Here is a 15,651-nt window from a genome sequence, read left to right as displayed (position 1 = left end):
TGCGGTATGTCTCAAGACTGTCCGACCCCGTTGGCGTACGGCTGCCGTACCGCTGCCACATCGCTAACGCCTCACTAACGCGCCCCCACCGGCGGGCGTCAGCGGTGTCGTTCGGCTCTCCCACCGGGCGAACGGGCCCCCGTACCCGTCGGCCGGTCGGCCGGTCAGTGCGGTCTGCCGCCTGCCGGGGGCCCGTCCCCGCTGCCGTCGCCCTGGGCGAAGAGCTTCACCAGATCGCTCATCACGTAGCGGTTGGTGGCCTCCTCGTCCAGCAGATGCATCTCGGCGAGCCGGTCCAGGGCGTCCTGGATCAGGTCCGGGTCCGCCCCGGAGAGGGCCGCCGCCTCCGCCGTGTTGACCTCCCGGGCGAAGCCGGTGCCCAGGGTGCGCAGCAGCGCGGCGTCGTCGGCGGAGAGCCGGGCCACCGAATTGCGCAGCGCGGCGGCCACCCCGGCGTCCTCCGCCGACAGCAGGGCGAGTCTGCGCCGCTCGTCGCGCAGGGCGGTGGCCAGCCGGGCCAGCCGCCAGCGCGGCCGGGCCATCAGCTGTGCGGAGGCGGCGCGCAGGGCCAGCGGAAGCCCGTCGCACAGCGTCACCAACTCCTGTGCGGCGGTGGGGTCCTCGGCGACCCGCTCCGGTCCGAGCAGCGCGCCGAGCAGGGAGATGCCCTCCTCGGGGCCGAGCGCGTGCAGCCGCATCGGCCGGGCGGCGTCGGTGGCGATCAGCCCGTCGAGCCTGCTGCGGCTGGTGACCAGCGTGGCGCAGTGGGGTCCGCCGGGCAGCAGCGGCCGCACCTGGGCCGAGCTGCGGGCGTTGTCCAGCACCACCAGCAGCCGCCGCCGGGCGACCAGTGAGCGGTAGAGCGCGGAGGCCGCCTGCGGCGAGGAGGGGATCTGGTCGGCCGGGGTGCCCATGGCGAACAGGAACTCGCGCAGCACCTCCAGCGGCGCCGCCTCCTCACCGCCGCTGAAGCCGCGCAGATCGGCGAAGAGCCGCCCGTCGGGGAAGGCGCCCGCGTAGGCGTGGCCCCAGTACACCGCGAGACCGGTCTTGCCGACCCCGGCGGGCCCGGTGACGAGCGTGATGCCGCCCTCGGACGGGAAGCCGCCGGGGGCGCCGCCGTAGCCGCGGTCCGGTTCGGCGGCCAGTGTCAGCCGGGCCAGCTCCGCCAGCTCCTCGGTCCGCCCGAGGAACCCGGCCGGGGGCCGGGGGAGCAGTTCGGGCACCGGGCCGCCACCGGCCGCCGCGGGGGCGGCTGCCTGGTGCGCGGGGGCGGTGGGCGCCGGCTGGGCCCCGGCCTGGCCGCCGCCGTCGGCGCCGCCGCCGCGGCCCGAGTCCGGCACCGGTCCGGCCCGCAGGATCTCCTGGTACGCCCCGGTCAGCCGCTCCCCCGGGTCCACGCCCAGGTCGTCGGCGAGCAGCTCCCGGGTGCGGTGGAACCAGGCGATCGCGTCGGACTGCCGCCCGGTGCGGTACAGCGCCAGCATCAGGTCCGCGATCAGCCCCTCGCGCAGCGGCTGGGCGAGCGCGGCGGGGTGCAGCACACCCGCGGCCCGGTCATGTTCGCCGAGCGCCCCGTAGGCCCGTGCCAGCGCCTCCACGGCGGTCAGCCGCCGCTCCTCCAGGGCGTGCGCCGCGGCGGCGAACGGCGGACTGGCCACCGTCCCCGTGAGCGCCGGGCCGTGCCACAGCCCGAGCGCCTGGCTCAGCAGCTGGACGGCGTCGGCCGGGGCGCCCTCCGGCTGGGCGCTGGAGACCAGGTGGTCGAAGCGCTGGGCGTCGACCAGCCCTTCGGGCAGCCGCAGCAGATAGGCGGAGCCATGGGTGGTGAGCTCGACGCCCAGCTCACCGGCGCCGTGCTCGGCCAGGACCGCGCGCAGCCGGGAGACATGCCCCTGGATGACGGTCTTGGCGTGGGCAGGTGGCTCCTCCTCCCACAGACTGGCGATCAACTGCTCCATGGAGACGGTGGAGTTGGGCCGCAGCAGCAACATGGCGAGCACACTGCGCCGTTTGGCCGCCCCCAACGGGACCTCGACGGCCGCTGCCGGAGGGCCGGTGGTCACCGCCACGGGGCCCAGCAGGGAGAAGCGCACTCAGCCCTCCAGAAATGCGGTCAGCGCCTTGGCGAGCAGCCTCGGGTCCTGAGCACCGCACAGCTCGCGCGCCGAGTGCATGGACAGGATGGCCACGCCGATGTCGACGGTGGAGATGCCATGGCGGGCGGCGGTGATCGGGCCGATGGTGGTGCCGCACGGCATCGAGTTATGGGAGACGAAGCTCTGCCAGGGCACCCCGGCGCGCTCACAGGCGGCGGCGAAGACGGCCCGTCCGGAGCCGTCGGTGGCGTAGCGCTGGTTGACGTTGACCTTCAGGATCGGGCCGCCGTTCGGGCGTGGGTGGTGGCCGGGCTCATGGCGCTCGGCGTAGTTCGGGTGGACGGCGTGCCCGGTGTCGGAGGAGAGGCAGACGCTGCCCGCGAAGGCGCGCGCCCGGTCCTCGTAGCCACCGCCGCGGGCGAAGACCGAGCGCTCCAGGACATTGCCGAGCAGCGGGCCGTCGGCGCCGGTGTCGGACTGGCTGCCGTTCTCCTCGTGGTCGAAGGCGGCGAGCACCGGGATGGCGTCGAGGCCGGACCCGGCGGAGGCGGCCACCAGCGCGGCCGTACCGGCGTGCACGGACAGCAGGTTGTCCATCCGGGGACCGGCCAGCAGCTCGCGGTCACGGCCGAGGTAGGCGGGCGGTTCGACGCTGTGCACCATCAGGTCCCAGCCGCCGATCTCCTCGGCCGCGACACCGGTCTCGTCGGCGACGAAGCGGATCAGATCGCCCTCCTCGACCTCGCCCAGGCCCCAGATCGGCGTCATATGGCGCTGCTTGTCGAGCTTGAGCCCCTCGCTGTTGACGGACCGGTCCAGGTGCACGGCGAGCTGGGGCACCCGCAGCAGCGGGCGGTCGACGGTGACCAGCCGGTGGGAGCCGTCTCTGAGGGTGATCCGGCCGGAGAGGCCGAGGTCGCGGTCGAGCCAGGTGTTGAGGAGGGCACCGCCGTAGATCTCGACGGCGATCTGGCGCCAGCCATGGGCTCCCGTGTCGGGAATCGGCTTGACCCGCAAATTGGGAGAGTCGGTGTGAGCGCCCACAATCCGGTACGGAGTGGACGGGCTCGCCCCCTCCGGCACGTACCAAGCGATGATCGCTCCGCCCCGCAGCACATACCGCCCGCCCGCCTCACCGTCCCAGGCGGCGGTCTCCTCGACCTGCCGGAAGCCCGCCTTTTCCAGGCGCTGAGCGGCATTTCCCACCGCGTGGTACGGCGATGGGCTGGCGCGGAGGAAGGACATCAGGTCGTCGGTGTGGCCACGGTCGATGCCGGGGTGTGCGCTCATGTGCTCAGCATAGATTCGGACCGGCCCGGCGACCGGAGTGCCCGGGAAGGGATCCATCCGTGGGGTGGTGTTGAGCCGATCTGATGAAAGCACGTCAGCTAAGGCTATGAGTCCGGCAAATAGGCCGATATTCCCCGTGACCGCTCCCTCGTATTGAGTCGCACGCAAGGGGAAGTACCGGATGCGCGTTCTACGACACGTCCTCGTTGTCCTGGGGTCGCTGCTACTGCTGTGCAGTGGTGGCTCGGCCGTGGCACAGCCCGCGGCCGGGTTCGTCGCCATGGGGCTGGTTCCCTCCTCGACCGAGGCCGGTACGTCCGACCCGCACACCGGTACGGGCCCCGGCGGCGGGAACGGCCGTCCGGCGTCGTGCCCGAGCGCGGACCGCGTCGGCGGGACGAACAGCGCACCCGTCAATACCCAGCCGTACTACCAGGGTGACTGGCGGCTCGGCCCGGCCTATCTGCCCCGCACCGGCCCGATCGGCCGGATGCTCGAGGGCTACCAGCGGCTGGACGGCTACCGTACCTCCGCGGCCTTCCTCAACTGCTACTGGAACCAGACGACCAACGGCTGGTGGTATCCGTATCCGGACGGCTGGACGCTGCTCAACGGTGAGCCGCTGAAGACCACCATCAGCCTGCGGACCGGACAGAAGGTGGACCTCTTCGGCAGCGGCTTCGGCCACTTCCTCGCCCCGGCCGGTACGCCCTACGCCGAGCGCGCGCTGCCGCCGAGCAACCTCAACACCCTCGACACGAACTACCCGTTCGGGTACCACCTCTACAAGGTCAGCAAGCCCTTCCTGGTGGAGGCCGGTCCGATCCGGCCCTGGTTCGGCCAGCCGGGAGAGGCGCTCCAGTACCTGACCGGCCCCTCGGTCGCCCAGTTGGTCGCGGCCGGGAACCTGACCCCGCTCAACTGATCGCGGATGCTGGTTCCCGTGGACCGATGGGAACTGATCCGCCTCCTCGATGAGGACCAGGTGCCGGACGCGCTGTACGACATCCCGGGAGCGCATGACATCCCGGTCCAGCCGGACGCCTACTACTTCCTGCGCCCCGCGCCGGAGGGCGGCTGGACGACCGGGCTGAGGGAGCGCTCGGTGGACCGTGACATGAGCCGGTTCACCACCGAGGACGAGGCGTGCCGGGATCTGCTGGCCAAACTGAGGGCGCGGCCGCGGCCGCCCGGCGACGGGAGCGCGTCGGTCGAGGAGCTGCTGGCCGAGGGCGAGGAGATCCGCCGTCAGGCATGGGAAGAGGTGGAGCGGGCTCTGCGGGAGCGTGGGCCCGACGAGGAGCGGTAGCCGGGAGCGGCGGCGGAGAAGCGGTCGGAGCACGGAAGCCGGCCGCCCCGGAAGGGGTCGGCCGGCTTCCACCGCCGCTGGACGGCTTCGCTCAGGCTGTGCCGGTCGGCGTCACGCGTGAGCCGGTGTCACCGAGTGATCAGAACGCGGACTCGTCCAGGTCCATCAGACCCTGGTCGACGGAGTCGGCCAGCGTGCGCTGGACGGAGAGGAGCGGCAGAACCTCCTGCGCGAAGAACTTCGCGACCGCGATCTTGCCCTGGTAGAAGGCGGTGTCCTTCGAGGAGGCGGTGCCCACCTTCTCGCTGGCCACCGCGGCGCCCTTGAGCAGCAGGTAGCCGATGATGACGTCACCGGAGGCCATCAGCAGCCGGGTGGAGTTCAGGCCGACCTTGTAGATCGACGCGACATCCTGCTCGGTGGCGGCCAGGTCGGTGAGCATCGTGCCCACGATGCCCTCCAGGTCCACCGCGGCCTGGGCGAGCCGGTCGCGGGCCGGGGCCAGCTCCTCGCCGCCGACCGCCTCGGCCAGGAACTTCTTGATCTCCTCGGAGATGATGGTCAGCGACTTGCCCTGGTCGCGGACGATCTTGCGGAAGAAGTAGTCCTGGCCCTGGATCGCCGTGGTGCCCTCGTAGAGGGTGTCGATCTTGGCGTCCCGGATGTACTGCTCGAGCGGGTACTCCTGGAGGTAGCCGGAGCCGCCGATGGTCTGGAGCGACTGCGCCAGCTGCTCGTACGCCTTCTCCGAGCCGTAGCCCTTGACGATCGGGAGCAGCAGGTCGTTGAGACCGTGGAGCTCGGTGGCGTCCTCGTCGGCGGCCTCCTTGACCAGGATCTCGTCCTGGACCGAGGCGGTGTAGAGGACGAGGGAGCGCAGGCCCTCCGCGTACGCCTTCTGCGTCATCAGCGAGCGGCGCACGTCCGGGTGGCGGGTGATGGCGACGCGCGGGGCGGTCTTGTCGGTGAAGGCCGCGAGGTCGGCGCCCTGCACCCGCTCCTTGGCGTACTCCAGCGCGTTCAGGTAGCCGGTGGAGAGGGTGGCCATGGCCTTGGTGCCGACCATCATCCGCGCGAACTCGATGATCTTGAACATCTGGCGGATGCCGTCGTGCTTCTCGCCCAGCAGCCAGCCCTTGGCCGGACCGTTGGCACCGAAGGTCAGCTCACAGGTGTTGGACACCCGCAGACCCATCTTGTGCTCGACGTTGGTGGCGTAGGCGCCGTTGCGCTCGCCGAGCTCACCGGTCTCCCAGTCGAAGTCGTACTTGGGCACGATGAACAGCGACAGACCCTTGGTGCCGGGCCCCGCGCCCTCGGGCCGGGCCAGCACGAAGTGGATGATGTTCTCGGAGAGGTCGTGCTCACCGGAGGTGATGAAGCGCTTCACCCCGTCGATGTGCCAGCTGCCGTCCTCCTGCTGAACCGCCTTGGTGCGGCCGGCGCCCACGTCGGAGCCGGCGTCCGGCTCGGTCAGCACCATGGTGGAGCCCCACTGCTTGTCCACCATCAGCTGAGCGATCTTCAACTGCTCCTCGGTGCCCTCGTCATGGAGCACACCCGCGAAGGCGGGGCCGGAAGCGTACATCCAGATCGGGGTGTTGGACCCGAGGATGGTCTCGGCCGAGCCCCACAGCAGCGAGCGCGGGCAGGCGGTGCCGCCCAGCGACTCCGGGACGCCCAGGCGCCACCACTCGGCGTCCATGTACGCCTGGTAGCTCTTCTTGAACGACTCGGGGACCGGCGCGGTGTTCGTGGCCGGGTCGAAGACCGGCGGGTTGCGGTCAGAGTCGGCGTAGGAGTCGGCCAGCTCGTTCTCGGAGAGCCGGGCTATCTCCGCCAGCACGCTCTTCGCGGTCTCGACGTCCATCTCCGCGAACGGACCGGTGCCGTACAGCTTGTCGCGGCCGAGCACCTCGAAGAGGTTGAACTCGATGTCGCGGAGATTCGACTTGTAGTGCCCCATGGCGACGGCTCCGTAAGGCTCGGGAGGCAGGGACCTCTGATGTGACGCGTATCGATGCGATCTCAGTCGCCATGATGCTACCCGTGGGTAATAAAGGGCAACCCTCAAAGGGTCAACTGTGACTCAGTACGCTTCGGTGCATGTACGGCTACGACCAGAACGCGAGCGCAGGGCAGGGCTACGCCGCTCCGCCACCTCCGCCGCAACAGCAGCCGCCGCTGTCGCACCACCCACAGCCCGGTGCGGGATACGGCGAGCAGCCGCTGTACCCCGAGCCGTCGGCGCCGTCGCTGGCCGACGCGGTGCGCGCCTTCACCACCGGCTCGATGTCGGCGGAGGACTTCCAGCAGATCTTCGCGAGCTCCAAGATCTACTGCCCGCGCGGTGACAACCCCGGCTTCCTCGCCCTGCACAACACCCAGCAGCCGGTGATCCCGATGTTCACCTCGCTCAAGGAGCTGCGGCGGTACGCGGGCAAGGAGTCCAAGTACTTCGTCATCACCGGGGCCGAGGTGATCGATCTGCTGCCCACCGGCTACGGCTTCGTCCTCGACATGGAGGGCGACCACCGGATGGTCTTCGACGCCAAGGCGGTCGAACAGATGGTCGATTTCGCGATGCGGCGTATGTACGGCTAGGGCGGGCGCGGAGGCGGTCTTGCGGGTCGTTCATCCTTCAACTAAGTTGAACGGTGAACGACCGAGGAGGCCGTCATGCCCGCAGTGACCGTAGACAACCCGCTGACCCTGCCCCGAGTGGCGGCACCAGCCGAGGCACGGCACCGTTCCGCGCTCGCGGTCAGCACCGCGCCCAGCGGTCTCGAAGGTGAGGGCTTCCCGGTGCGGCGCGCCTTCGCGGGCATCGACTACCAGCACCTCGACCCGTTCATCATGATGGACCAGATGGGCGAGGTGGAGTACGCGCCCGGCGAGGCCAAGGGCACTCCCTGGCACCCCCACCGCGGCTTCGAGACCGTCACCTATCTGATCGACGGCACCTTTGTGCACCAGGACTCGCACGGCGGCGGCGGCACCATCAACGACGGCGACACCCAGTGGATGACCGCCGGTTCCGGGCTGCTGCACATCGAGGCCCCGCCGGAGTCACTGGTCATGAGCGGCGGGCTGTTCCACGGACTCCAGCTGTGGGTGAACCTCCCGGCCAAGGACAAGATGATGCCCCCGCGCTACCAGGACATCGGCGGCGGCAAGGTCAGGCTGCTGACCTCCTCCGACGGCGGCGCCCTGCTGCGGCTGATCGCGGGCGAGATCGACGGCCACCGGGGTCCGGGCATCACCCACACCCCGATCACCATGCTGCATGTCTCGCTCAACGCCGGCGCCGAGCTGACCCTGCCCTGGAACCCCGGCTTCAACGCCCTCGCCTACGGGCTGGCCGGACGCGGCACCGCGGGCCCGGAGCGGCGTCCGTTCCGCACCGGCCAGACGGTGGTCTTCGGCGGCGGCGACGCGCTGACCGTACGGGCCGACGCCGCCCAGGAGTCCCGCAGCCCCCACTTCGAGCTGGTGCTGCTCGGTGGCCGGCCGATCCGCGAGCCGATGACGCACTACGGCCCGTTCGTGATGAACACCCGCGCGGAGCTGGCCCAGGCGGTGGAGGACTTCCAGGCCGGACGGCTCGGCCGCATACCCGCCGACGACGACTGACGAGAGCCGACGCCGCCCGCCTATTCCACTGACCTCTCGTGCAGCTCGAACCAGGTGCACTTGCCGTCGCCCCGGGGATCGACCCCCCACGCGTCGGCCAGCATCTCCATCAGCAGCAGCCCGCGCCCCGAGGAGGCCAGCTCGCCCGGGCGGCGGCGGTGCGGCAGCTCATCGCTGCCGTCGGCGACATCGAGGCGCAGCCGCCGGGTCCCGCGCCGTCCGCTGACCTCGGCGACCAGCAGGGCGTCGCCGTCGGTGTGCACCAGCACATTGGTGACCATCTCGGTGAGCACCAGCACCGCCGACTCCACCTGATCCCGGTCCGTCCAGTCATGGAGCATGTCGCGCAGCTGCTGCCGGGCACCGGCTATCCGCTCCGGCTCGGCCTGCGCGACGGTCACCGCGGTCCGCCGCACCGGCGCCGAACCCGGCCCGACCAGGCAGACCTCCGCCTCGCGGCGGATCAGCAGCAGGGCCACGTCGTCCTCGCGGTGGGCGGCGAGCGGGCCGGCGGAGCGGTGCGACCGCGGCCCGTGCACGGCCTGCACCAGCGCCTCGGCCAGCGATTCGAGGTCGTGGTCGGCGCCACCGGTCTGCGGTGTCGGCCGTTCGAAGACCTCCCGGATCCGCTCCCAGCCCGTCTCCAGATCGTGCCCACCGGTCTCGATCAGCCCGTCGGTGCACATCAGCAGCGTCTCACCGGGCTCCAGCACCACCCGGGTGGTGGGGTAGTCGCTGTCCGGTTCGATCCCCAGCGGCAGCCCGCCCGCCGTCGGCCGGACCACCATCGTGCCGTCCGCCAGCCGCACGGCCGGATCGGGATGACCGGCGCGGGCGATGTCCAGCGTGCCCGCGACCGGATCCACCTCCATGTACAGACAGGTCGCGAACCGCGGATCCCAGCCGTCCCCGGCGCCTGGCGCGCCGGTGTCGCCGAGCCCGGCGAGGAAGCGGGAGGCGCGGGAGAGCACCGCGTCCGGGTGGTGCCCCTCGGAGGCGTAGGCGCGCACCGCGATCCTGAGCTGGCCCATGATCCCGGCGGCCCGCACATCGTGGCCCTGCACATCGCCGATCACCAGCGCGGTGCGCCCCGAGGGCAGCGCGATCACGTCGTACCAGTCGCCGCCGACCTGGAGCCCGCCGCCGGTGGGCACATAGCGCGCGGCCACCGCGAGACCGGGGATATCGGGCTTGCGGGCGGGCAGCATCGAGCGCTGGAGCCCGTCCGCGAGCTCGCGCTCGGTCTCCTGGAGGGCGGTCCGGGACAGTGCCTGGGCGAGCATCCGGGCGATCGTGGTCAGTACCGAACGCTCATCGGGCGAGAACGACATCGGGTGGGCGAACCCGGTCATCCAGGCGCCGATGGTGCGCCCCGCGACGATCAGCGGCAGATAGGCCCAGGAGTGGCGGTGACGGGACCGGGCCAGCGGCCAGGCGGCGGGGAACCGCTCGCGGTAGTGCTCCGGTGTGGGCAGATAGACCGCCCGGCCGGTGCGGACCACCTCGGCGGCCGGGGCGTCATGGTCCACGGGTATGTCACCGGACGGGTGCTCGGCGCCCGCACGCGGCCCGTGCCGTCCGATCACCGCGAGCCGGTCGCCCGCGACGCCGTAGACCGCCACCCCGTCCGGCGAGAAGCCCGGCATGGCGAGACCGGCGGCCACCCGCAGCACCTCGTCCGTGGACATCGCCTCGGCCAGCGCCCGCCCCGCGTCCAGCAGGAACGCCTCGCGGTTGCGCCGCCAGTCACCGGTGACCGGAGCGCCCGCCGCGGCGGTGCCGGGCAGCGGTTCGGGGATCTCCTGGAGGGTGCCGAGCAGGTAGTAGCCGTCCTCGTTGCCGCCCCGGGACACCGGCCGGGCCCGGGTGCGTACGGTCCGCAGCACCGTGCCCTTCTCGTCCACCACCCGCAGCCGGGCCTCGGCGAGGCTGCCCTCGGCCAGCGCCAGCACCACGGTGGCCTTGGTCTCCAGCCAGTCCGCGGGGTGGAAGCGGGCGCGGGCGGCCGACTGGGAGAGGGTGACGGCCTCGGCGGGGAGCCCCACCAGCCGGGCCGCTTCGGCGTCGTAGGCGACGGCGCCCGAGACACTGTCCCAGCGCCATAGACCGGTCGCCATGGCGGCCAGCAGGTCCTCGGTGCGCATTGCACTACCTTATGGGGATTTTCCGAGCGCTTACCAGTGAGGGTGCGCGCGCCGGTAGGCTTGCCCAGAAGCTCCCGAGGGTACGTACGCCTCCCGATCACACGACTTGGATGAATGATGCATCGGTACCGGTCCCACACCTGTGGTCAGCTCCGCGCCGCTGACGTCGGCACCGACGTCCGGCTCTCCGGCTGGCTCCACAATCGACGGAACCTGGGCGGCATCCTCTTCATCGACCTCCGCGACCACCACGGCCTGGTCCAGCTGGTGGTCCGCCCCGACACCCCGGCCAACGAGGCGCTGAGCTCCCTCACCAAGGAGACCGTCGTCCGGGTGGACGGACGGGTGATCGCGCGCGGCGGGGAGAACGTCAACCCCGAGCTGCCGACCGGTGAGATCGAGGTCGAGGTCACCGGTGTCGAGGTGCTGGGCGCCGCCGACCCGCTGCCCTTCACCGTCTACCCCGAGGACGGGGTGAACGAGGAGCGGCGGCTGGAGTACCGCTTCCTGGACCTGCGCCGTGAGCGGATGCACCGCAACATCATGCTGCGCTCCGCCGTGATCGCCGCGATCCGGCAGAAGATGACCGCCCAGGGCTTCAACGAGATGGCGACCCCGATCCTGTCCGCCACCTCCCCCGAGGGCGCGCGTGACTTCCTGGTCCCGTCCCGGCTGCACGCCGGCAAGTTCTACGCGCTGCCGCAGGCCCCGCAGCAGTTCAAGCAGCTGCTGATGATCGCGGGCTTCGACCGCTACTTCCAGATCGCGCCCTGCTTCCGCGACGAGGACGCCCGCGCCGACCGCTCGCCGGGCGAGTTCTACCAGCTCGATGTCGAGATGAGCTTCGTCGAGCAGGAGGACGTCTTCGAGGTCATCGAGAAGGTCATGACCGAGCTCTTCGAGGAGTTCGGCGGCGGCCGCCATGTGACCTCGCCGTTCCTGCGGATCCCGTTCCGCGAGGCGATGCTGAAGTACGGCTCCGACAAGCCCGATCTACGGGCCGAGCTGGAGCTCAAGGACGTCAGCCATGTCTTCGCGGGCTCCGGCTTCAAGGCGTTCGCCGATAAGCACGTCCGTGCCCTGGCCGTACCGGACACCGCCGACCAGCCGCGGAAGTTCTTCGACCAGATGGGCGAGTTCGCGGCGCTGCACGGTGCCAAGGGGCTGGCCTGGGTGCGGATCGGCGAGGACGCCAAGCTGACCGGCCCGATCGCCAAGTTCCTCTCCGACGAGGATGTCGAGAAGCTGATCGCCGAGGTCGAGGGCAAGCCCGGCACCTCGGTCTTCTTCGGCGCGGGTGACTACGACGAGGTCTCCAAGATCATGGGCGCGGTGCGGGTCGAGGCCGCCAAGCGCACCGGTCACTTCGTGGAGAACGTCTTCCGCTTCTGCTGGATCGTGGACTTCCCGATGTTCGAGCGGAACGAGGACACCGGGGAGATCGAGTTCTCCCACAACCCGTTCTCCATGCCGCAGGGCGGTCTGGAGGCGCTGGAGACCAAGGACCCGCTGGATATCCTGGCCTGGCAGTACGACATCGTCTGCAATGGCACCGAGCTGTCCTCGGGCGCCATCCGGAACCATGAGCCCGCGGTCATGTTCAAGGCGTTCGAAACCGCGGGCTACTCCCGCGAGGAGGTCGAGCGCGAGTTCGGCGGTATGCTCCGCGCGTTCCACTTCGGCGCCCCGCCGCACGGTGGTATCGCCCCCGGTGTCGACCGCATCGTGATGCTGCTGGCCGATGAGCCCAGCATCCGCGAGACCATCGCCTTCCCGCTCAACGGCAACGCCCAGGATCTGCTGATGGGCGCGCCCAGCGAGGTGGACGAGTCCCGGCTGCGCGAGCTGCATCTGTCGATCCGTAAGCCGCAGCTCAAGCAGACCGCGAAGAAGGACGAGCAGCGGGCCGAGGACCAGGCCGGGAAGCCCGCGGAGTAACGCGCGGCGCGGTGAGGCAACCACACCGGTACCCCAGCGGGTTCTTCAAGTGTGAAGAGCTGTCTGAGGGTACGGACGCGGACCGGACGGAGGGCCGCGGGCGCGCTGACCGCCGCCGCCCTCCTCCTGTCGGCACTGTCGCTGACCGGATGCGAGGCGGGCGGCGGCCATAAGGGATCTCCCGGCCGCCCCGGCGCACCGGACGCCTTCACGGACGGCGCTCCGTCCGGCCGTGGGGCGGCCCGTGAGCCCGCCAGCGCGCACCACCCCGGGCGGGGCGGCCCGGTCCGCCCGGCGGCCCGTTCCGTCCCCGACCTCGAGCTGTCCCGGGAGCTGCCCGGCCTCGGCCCGCGGACCCGGGACGAGCTGCCGGACGACTCCGACCAGGTGGTGGTCGTCACCGGCACCGGCCGCGACTCCTCCCGCTCCACCGTCGTGCTCTACGAGCGGGTGGAGGCGGACGAGGAGAGCCACGGCACCAGAAGCGGTACGGGCGACGCGGGCGTGGCCTGGCGGTCCGGTGCCTCCTGGATCGCCCACAACGGGCGGCGCGGCTGGACCGACCGGCACCACCAGGGCGATCTGCGCTCCCCGATCGGGGTCTTCGGGCTCACCGACGCGGGCGGGCGGCGTAAGGACCCCGGCACGCTGCTCCCCTACGAACACGCCCCGCGGGCCTTCACCATCCATGGCTCAGGCTCCGAGGGCGAGCCGCTGTCCGGGTCCTTCGGCTATGTGGTGGCCATCAACTACAACCGGCGGGCGGGTGCCTCACCGCTGGATCCGGCCCGGCCGATGGGCTGGAACCGGGGCGGTGGCATCTGGTTCCACGTGGACCACGGCGGCCCCACCCAGGGCTGTGTCAGCCTCTCCCGGAAGAATATGAAGAGCCTGCTGCTGACCCTGGACCCGGAGCGCCATCCGGTGGTGGTGATGGGCGACTCCGCGTCCCTCGCCCGCTGACGTCCGCCCGCTGTCCGTTCCTGGCGCTAGCCGCGGATGCCCGGCTCCGACAGCCGCCGGTCCACCCCGCACGGCTCGCCCCGCCGCTCGGTCCGCGCCGCCCGCAGCACCGCGCGCAACAGCCGCCTGGGCGTGGTGCGGTGCTGCCACAGCACCGCCCGTACGCCGTACTCCATCACCGCCATCAGCTCGGTCTCCCGCAGCTCGCCCGCGACCAGCACCACCCGCTGCGCCCCGCCGCGCACCAGATGGCGCAGCTCGGTGCCGGTCACCTCGTCGAGACGGTCGGCGAGCATGACGGCCACGGTGGCGGGGGACTCCTCACCGGCGATCAGCTCGACGGCGGGCTGCTCCTGGAGATGGCGGACGACCCCGGCCCGTGCGTGCGGGTCGGGGCCGTGGACCGTCACCGTGACCCGTGCGTCCGGCACTGTGTTCCTCGACTTCCCCGTGGTGTGGACTCACAGGGTCATCGGCGGCACTAAACGAACGGTTGTCGGGCGCTCAACGGGCCCGCCGTACCGGGACTACGCCGTCGGCTGCTCCACGCCGCCGAACCGCTCCCGGTAGGACTCCAGGTCATCTTCGGTGATCTTCGCGAAGAGCACCGGCGGCACGGTGAACGCGGTGCCCGCCGGAACCGACGCCAGCGCCCTGGCCTCCTCCTGGCTCACCCACGGCGCGGTGTCGTCCGTCAGCGCGAACGCCGACCGCATGGCCCGCGCGGACGCCGGGATGAACGGCTCGGAGACGATCGCGTAGAGATGGATCAGGTTCATCGCGGTGCGCAGGGTGAGCGCCGCGCCCTCCTGGTCGGTCTTGATCTCCAGCCAGGGGGCCTTCTCCTCCAGGTAGGAGTTGCCCGCGCTCCACAGGGCGCGCAGCGCCGCCGCCGCCTTGCGGAACTGGAGCGTGTCCATGTGCTCCTCGTACTCCGCGAGCAGCCGCGCGATCTCCTCGCCGAGCCGCTCCTCGGCAGCACCGGCCGCCTTGCCCGCCGGGACGTCGTCGCCGAACCGCTTACGGGAGAAGGACAGCACCCGGTTGACGAAGTTGCCGAGGGTGTCGGCCAGGTCCTTGTTGACCGTGGCGGAGAAGTGCTCCCAGGTGAACGAGGTGTCGTCGGACTCCGGGGCGTTGGCCATCAGGAAGTAGCGCCAGTAGTCGGCGGGCAGCAGCTCCAGCGCCGCGTCGGTGAACACACCGCGCTTCTGCGAGGTGGAGAACTTACCGCCGTAGTACGTCAGCCAGTTGAACGCCTTGACGTAGTCGACCTTCTTCCAGGCGTCCCGGGTGCCCAGGAGCGTCGCCGGGAACATGACGGTGTGGAACGGGACGTTGTCCTTCGCCATGAACTCGGTGTAGCGGACGGTCCGGTCCACGTCGTACCACCACGACTTCCAGTCGCGGTCGGCCGGGTTCTGGTCCGCCCACTCCTTCGTGGCGCCGATGTACTCGATCGGGGCGTCGAACCAGACGTAGAAGACCTTGCCCTCGGCCGCCAGATCCGGCCAGGTGTCGGCCGGGACCGGTACGCCCCAGTCCAGGTCACGGGTGATCGCCCGGTCCTGGAGCCCCTCGGTCAGCCACTTGCGGGCGATCGACGACGCCAGCGTCGGCCAGTCCTTGCCGTGCTCGTCGACCCAGGCGCCGACCTCCTCGGCCAGCTTGGACTGGAGCAGGAACAGATGCTTGGTCTCCCGCACCTCGAGGTCACTGCTGCCGCTGATCGCCGAGCGCGCGTCGATCAGATCGGTCGGGTCCAGCACCCGGGTGCAGTTCTCGCACTGGTCGCCGCGGGCCTTGTCGTAGCCGCAGTGCGGACAGGTGCCCTCGATATAGCGGTCGGGGAGGAAGCGGCCGTCGGTGTTGGAGTACACCTGACGGATCGAGCGCTCCTCGATGAACCCGTTCGCCTTCAGCTCGCGGGCGATCGTCTGGGTGATCTGCACGTTCTGCTCGGAGGAGCTACGGCCGAAGTAGTCGAACGCGAGGCCGAAGCCGTCGTAGATCGCCTTCTGCGCGTCATGCTGCTCGGCGCAGAACGCGTCCACCGGCAGCCCCGCCTCCTTGGCGGCGAGCTCGGCCGGGGTGCCGTGCTCATCGGTGGCGCAGATGTAGAGCACCTCATGGCCGCGCTGGCGCATATACCGCGAGTAGACATCGGCCGGGAGCATGGACCCCACCATGTTGCCCAGGTGCTTGATCCCGTTGATGTAGGGAAGGGCGCTGGTGATGAGGTGTCGAGCCATTGCAGGCTGCTCCCGAGTCGGTA

General features: G+C 70.9%; 12 protein-coding genes. 6 read left to right on the top strand and 6 right to left on the bottom strand.

Features of this window, described 5'->3' with window-relative positions; genetic code table 11:
- Window positions 1-164: 164 nt before the first annotated feature.
- On the bottom strand, window positions 165-2,096 hold the full coding sequence (locus tag AB0C66_RS21055) for a BTAD domain-containing putative transcriptional regulator (RefSeq protein WP_362440491.1): 1,932 nt from the start codon (window positions 2,094-2,096) through the stop codon (window positions 165-167).
- Entirely contained in the window at window positions 2,097-3,389 is a 1,293-nt protein-coding gene (locus AB0C66_RS21050) for a M18 family aminopeptidase (RefSeq protein ID WP_362440488.1), read from the bottom strand. It lies immediately after the preceding gene.
- 181 nt (window positions 3,390-3,570) lie between these two features.
- Here AB0C66_RS21050 and AB0C66_RS21045 point away from each other — a divergent pair, with 181 nt between their 5' ends.
- Together AB0C66_RS21045 and AB0C66_RS21040 are read left to right on the top strand one after the other, a co-directional pair.
- The gene (locus AB0C66_RS21045) at window positions 3,571-4,314 is read left to right on the top strand and encodes a TNT domain-containing protein (RefSeq protein WP_362440485.1); all 744 of its coding nucleotides are present in this window, start codon (window positions 3,571-3,573) and stop codon (window positions 4,312-4,314) included.
- Window positions 4,315-4,332: 18 nt separating this feature from the next.
- Entirely contained in the window at window positions 4,333-4,698 is a 366-nt protein-coding gene (locus AB0C66_RS21040; protein ID WP_362440482.1) for a hypothetical protein, read from the top strand.
- A 139-nt stretch (window positions 4,699-4,837) separates the two neighbouring features.
- Here AB0C66_RS21040 and AB0C66_RS21035 read toward each other — a convergent pair whose 3' ends face one another.
- Window positions 4,838-6,664, bottom strand: coding sequence for an acyl-CoA dehydrogenase (locus tag AB0C66_RS21035; RefSeq protein WP_362440479.1), 1,827 nt, complete (start codon window positions 6,662-6,664; stop codon window positions 4,838-4,840).
- A 140-nt stretch (window positions 6,665-6,804) separates the two neighbouring features.
- Between AB0C66_RS21035 and AB0C66_RS21030 the strand changes: the two genes are divergently transcribed.
- On the top strand, window positions 6,805-7,302 hold the full coding sequence (locus tag AB0C66_RS21030; RefSeq protein ID WP_362440476.1) for an SseB family protein: 498 nt from the start codon (window positions 6,805-6,807) through the stop codon (window positions 7,300-7,302).
- A 75-nt stretch (window positions 7,303-7,377) separates the two neighbouring features.
- Entirely contained in the window at window positions 7,378-8,331 is a 954-nt protein-coding gene (locus AB0C66_RS21025) for a pirin family protein (protein WP_362440473.1), read from the top strand.
- Between the two features lie 20 nt (window positions 8,332-8,351).
- On the opposite strand, the gene AB0C66_RS21020 is transcribed toward AB0C66_RS21025, so the two are convergent.
- Window positions 8,352-10,475: a SpoIIE family protein phosphatase gene (locus tag AB0C66_RS21020; RefSeq protein WP_362440470.1), complete on the bottom strand. Its 2,124-nt coding sequence runs from the start codon at window positions 10,473-10,475 to the stop codon at window positions 8,352-8,354.
- A 117-nt stretch (window positions 10,476-10,592) separates the two neighbouring features.
- Between AB0C66_RS21020 and aspS the strand changes: the two genes are divergently transcribed.
- Window positions 10,593-12,413 carry an aspartate--tRNA ligase gene (gene aspS, locus AB0C66_RS21015; RefSeq protein ID WP_362441101.1) on the top strand — a complete coding sequence of 607 codons (1,821 nt, stop codon included), beginning with the start codon at window positions 10,593-10,595 and terminating at the stop codon, window positions 12,411-12,413.
- Window positions 12,414-12,464: 51 nt separating this feature from the next.
- Window positions 12,465-13,376: a hypothetical protein gene (locus AB0C66_RS21010; protein WP_362440468.1), complete on the top strand. Its 912-nt coding sequence runs from the start codon at window positions 12,465-12,467 to the stop codon at window positions 13,374-13,376.
- A gap of 26 nt (window positions 13,377-13,402) precedes the next feature.
- Here AB0C66_RS21010 and AB0C66_RS21005 read toward each other — a convergent pair whose 3' ends face one another.
- Both AB0C66_RS21005 and metG read right to left on the bottom strand, forming a co-directional pair.
- Window positions 13,403-13,807, bottom strand: a complete 405-nt coding sequence (locus tag AB0C66_RS21005; RefSeq protein WP_362440465.1) for a DNA-binding response regulator — start codon at window positions 13,805-13,807, stop codon at window positions 13,403-13,405.
- Between the two features lie 96 nt (window positions 13,808-13,903).
- Complete coding sequence (metG, locus tag AB0C66_RS21000) at window positions 13,904-15,628, bottom strand: methionine--tRNA ligase (protein WP_362440461.1); 1,725 nt, start codon at window positions 15,626-15,628, stop codon at window positions 13,904-13,906.
- Window positions 15,629-15,651 lie beyond the last annotated feature (23 nt).

The organism is Streptomyces sp. NPDC048636, assembly GCF_040650655.1.
Taxonomy (GTDB): domain Bacteria; phylum Actinomycetota; class Actinomycetes; order Streptomycetales; family Streptomycetaceae; genus Streptomyces.
The sequence above is the reverse complement of the archived record's forward strand: the minus strand, read 5'-3'. Positions and strand labels throughout refer to the sequence as shown.

Bases quoted from the DNA above. Each gene is read 5' to 3' on its own strand.
- metG (WP_362440461.1), bottom strand. From the start codon at position 15,628: ATGGCTCGACACCTCATCACCAGCGCCCTTCCCTACATCAACGGGATC.
- AB0C66_RS21030 (WP_362440476.1), top strand. From the start codon at position 6,805: ATGTACGGCTACGACCAGAACGCGAGCGCAGGGCAGGGCTACGCCGCT.
- AB0C66_RS21035 (WP_362440479.1), bottom strand. From the start codon at position 6,664: ATGGGGCACTACAAGTCGAATCTCCGCGACATCGAGTTCAACCTCTTC.
- AB0C66_RS21025 (WP_362440473.1), top strand. From the start codon at position 7,378: ATGCCCGCAGTGACCGTAGACAACCCGCTGACCCTGCCCCGAGTGGCG.
- AB0C66_RS21045 (WP_362440485.1), top strand. From the start codon at position 3,571: ATGCGCGTTCTACGACACGTCCTCGTTGTCCTGGGGTCGCTGCTACTG.
- AB0C66_RS21020 (WP_362440470.1), bottom strand. From the start codon at position 10,475: ATGCGCACCGAGGACCTGCTGGCCGCCATGGCGACCGGTCTATGGCGC.
- aspS (WP_362441101.1), top strand. From the start codon at position 10,593: ATGCATCGGTACCGGTCCCACACCTGTGGTCAGCTCCGCGCCGCTGAC.
- AB0C66_RS21050 (WP_362440488.1), bottom strand. From the start codon at position 3,389: ATGAGCGCACACCCCGGCATCGACCGTGGCCACACCGACGACCTGATG.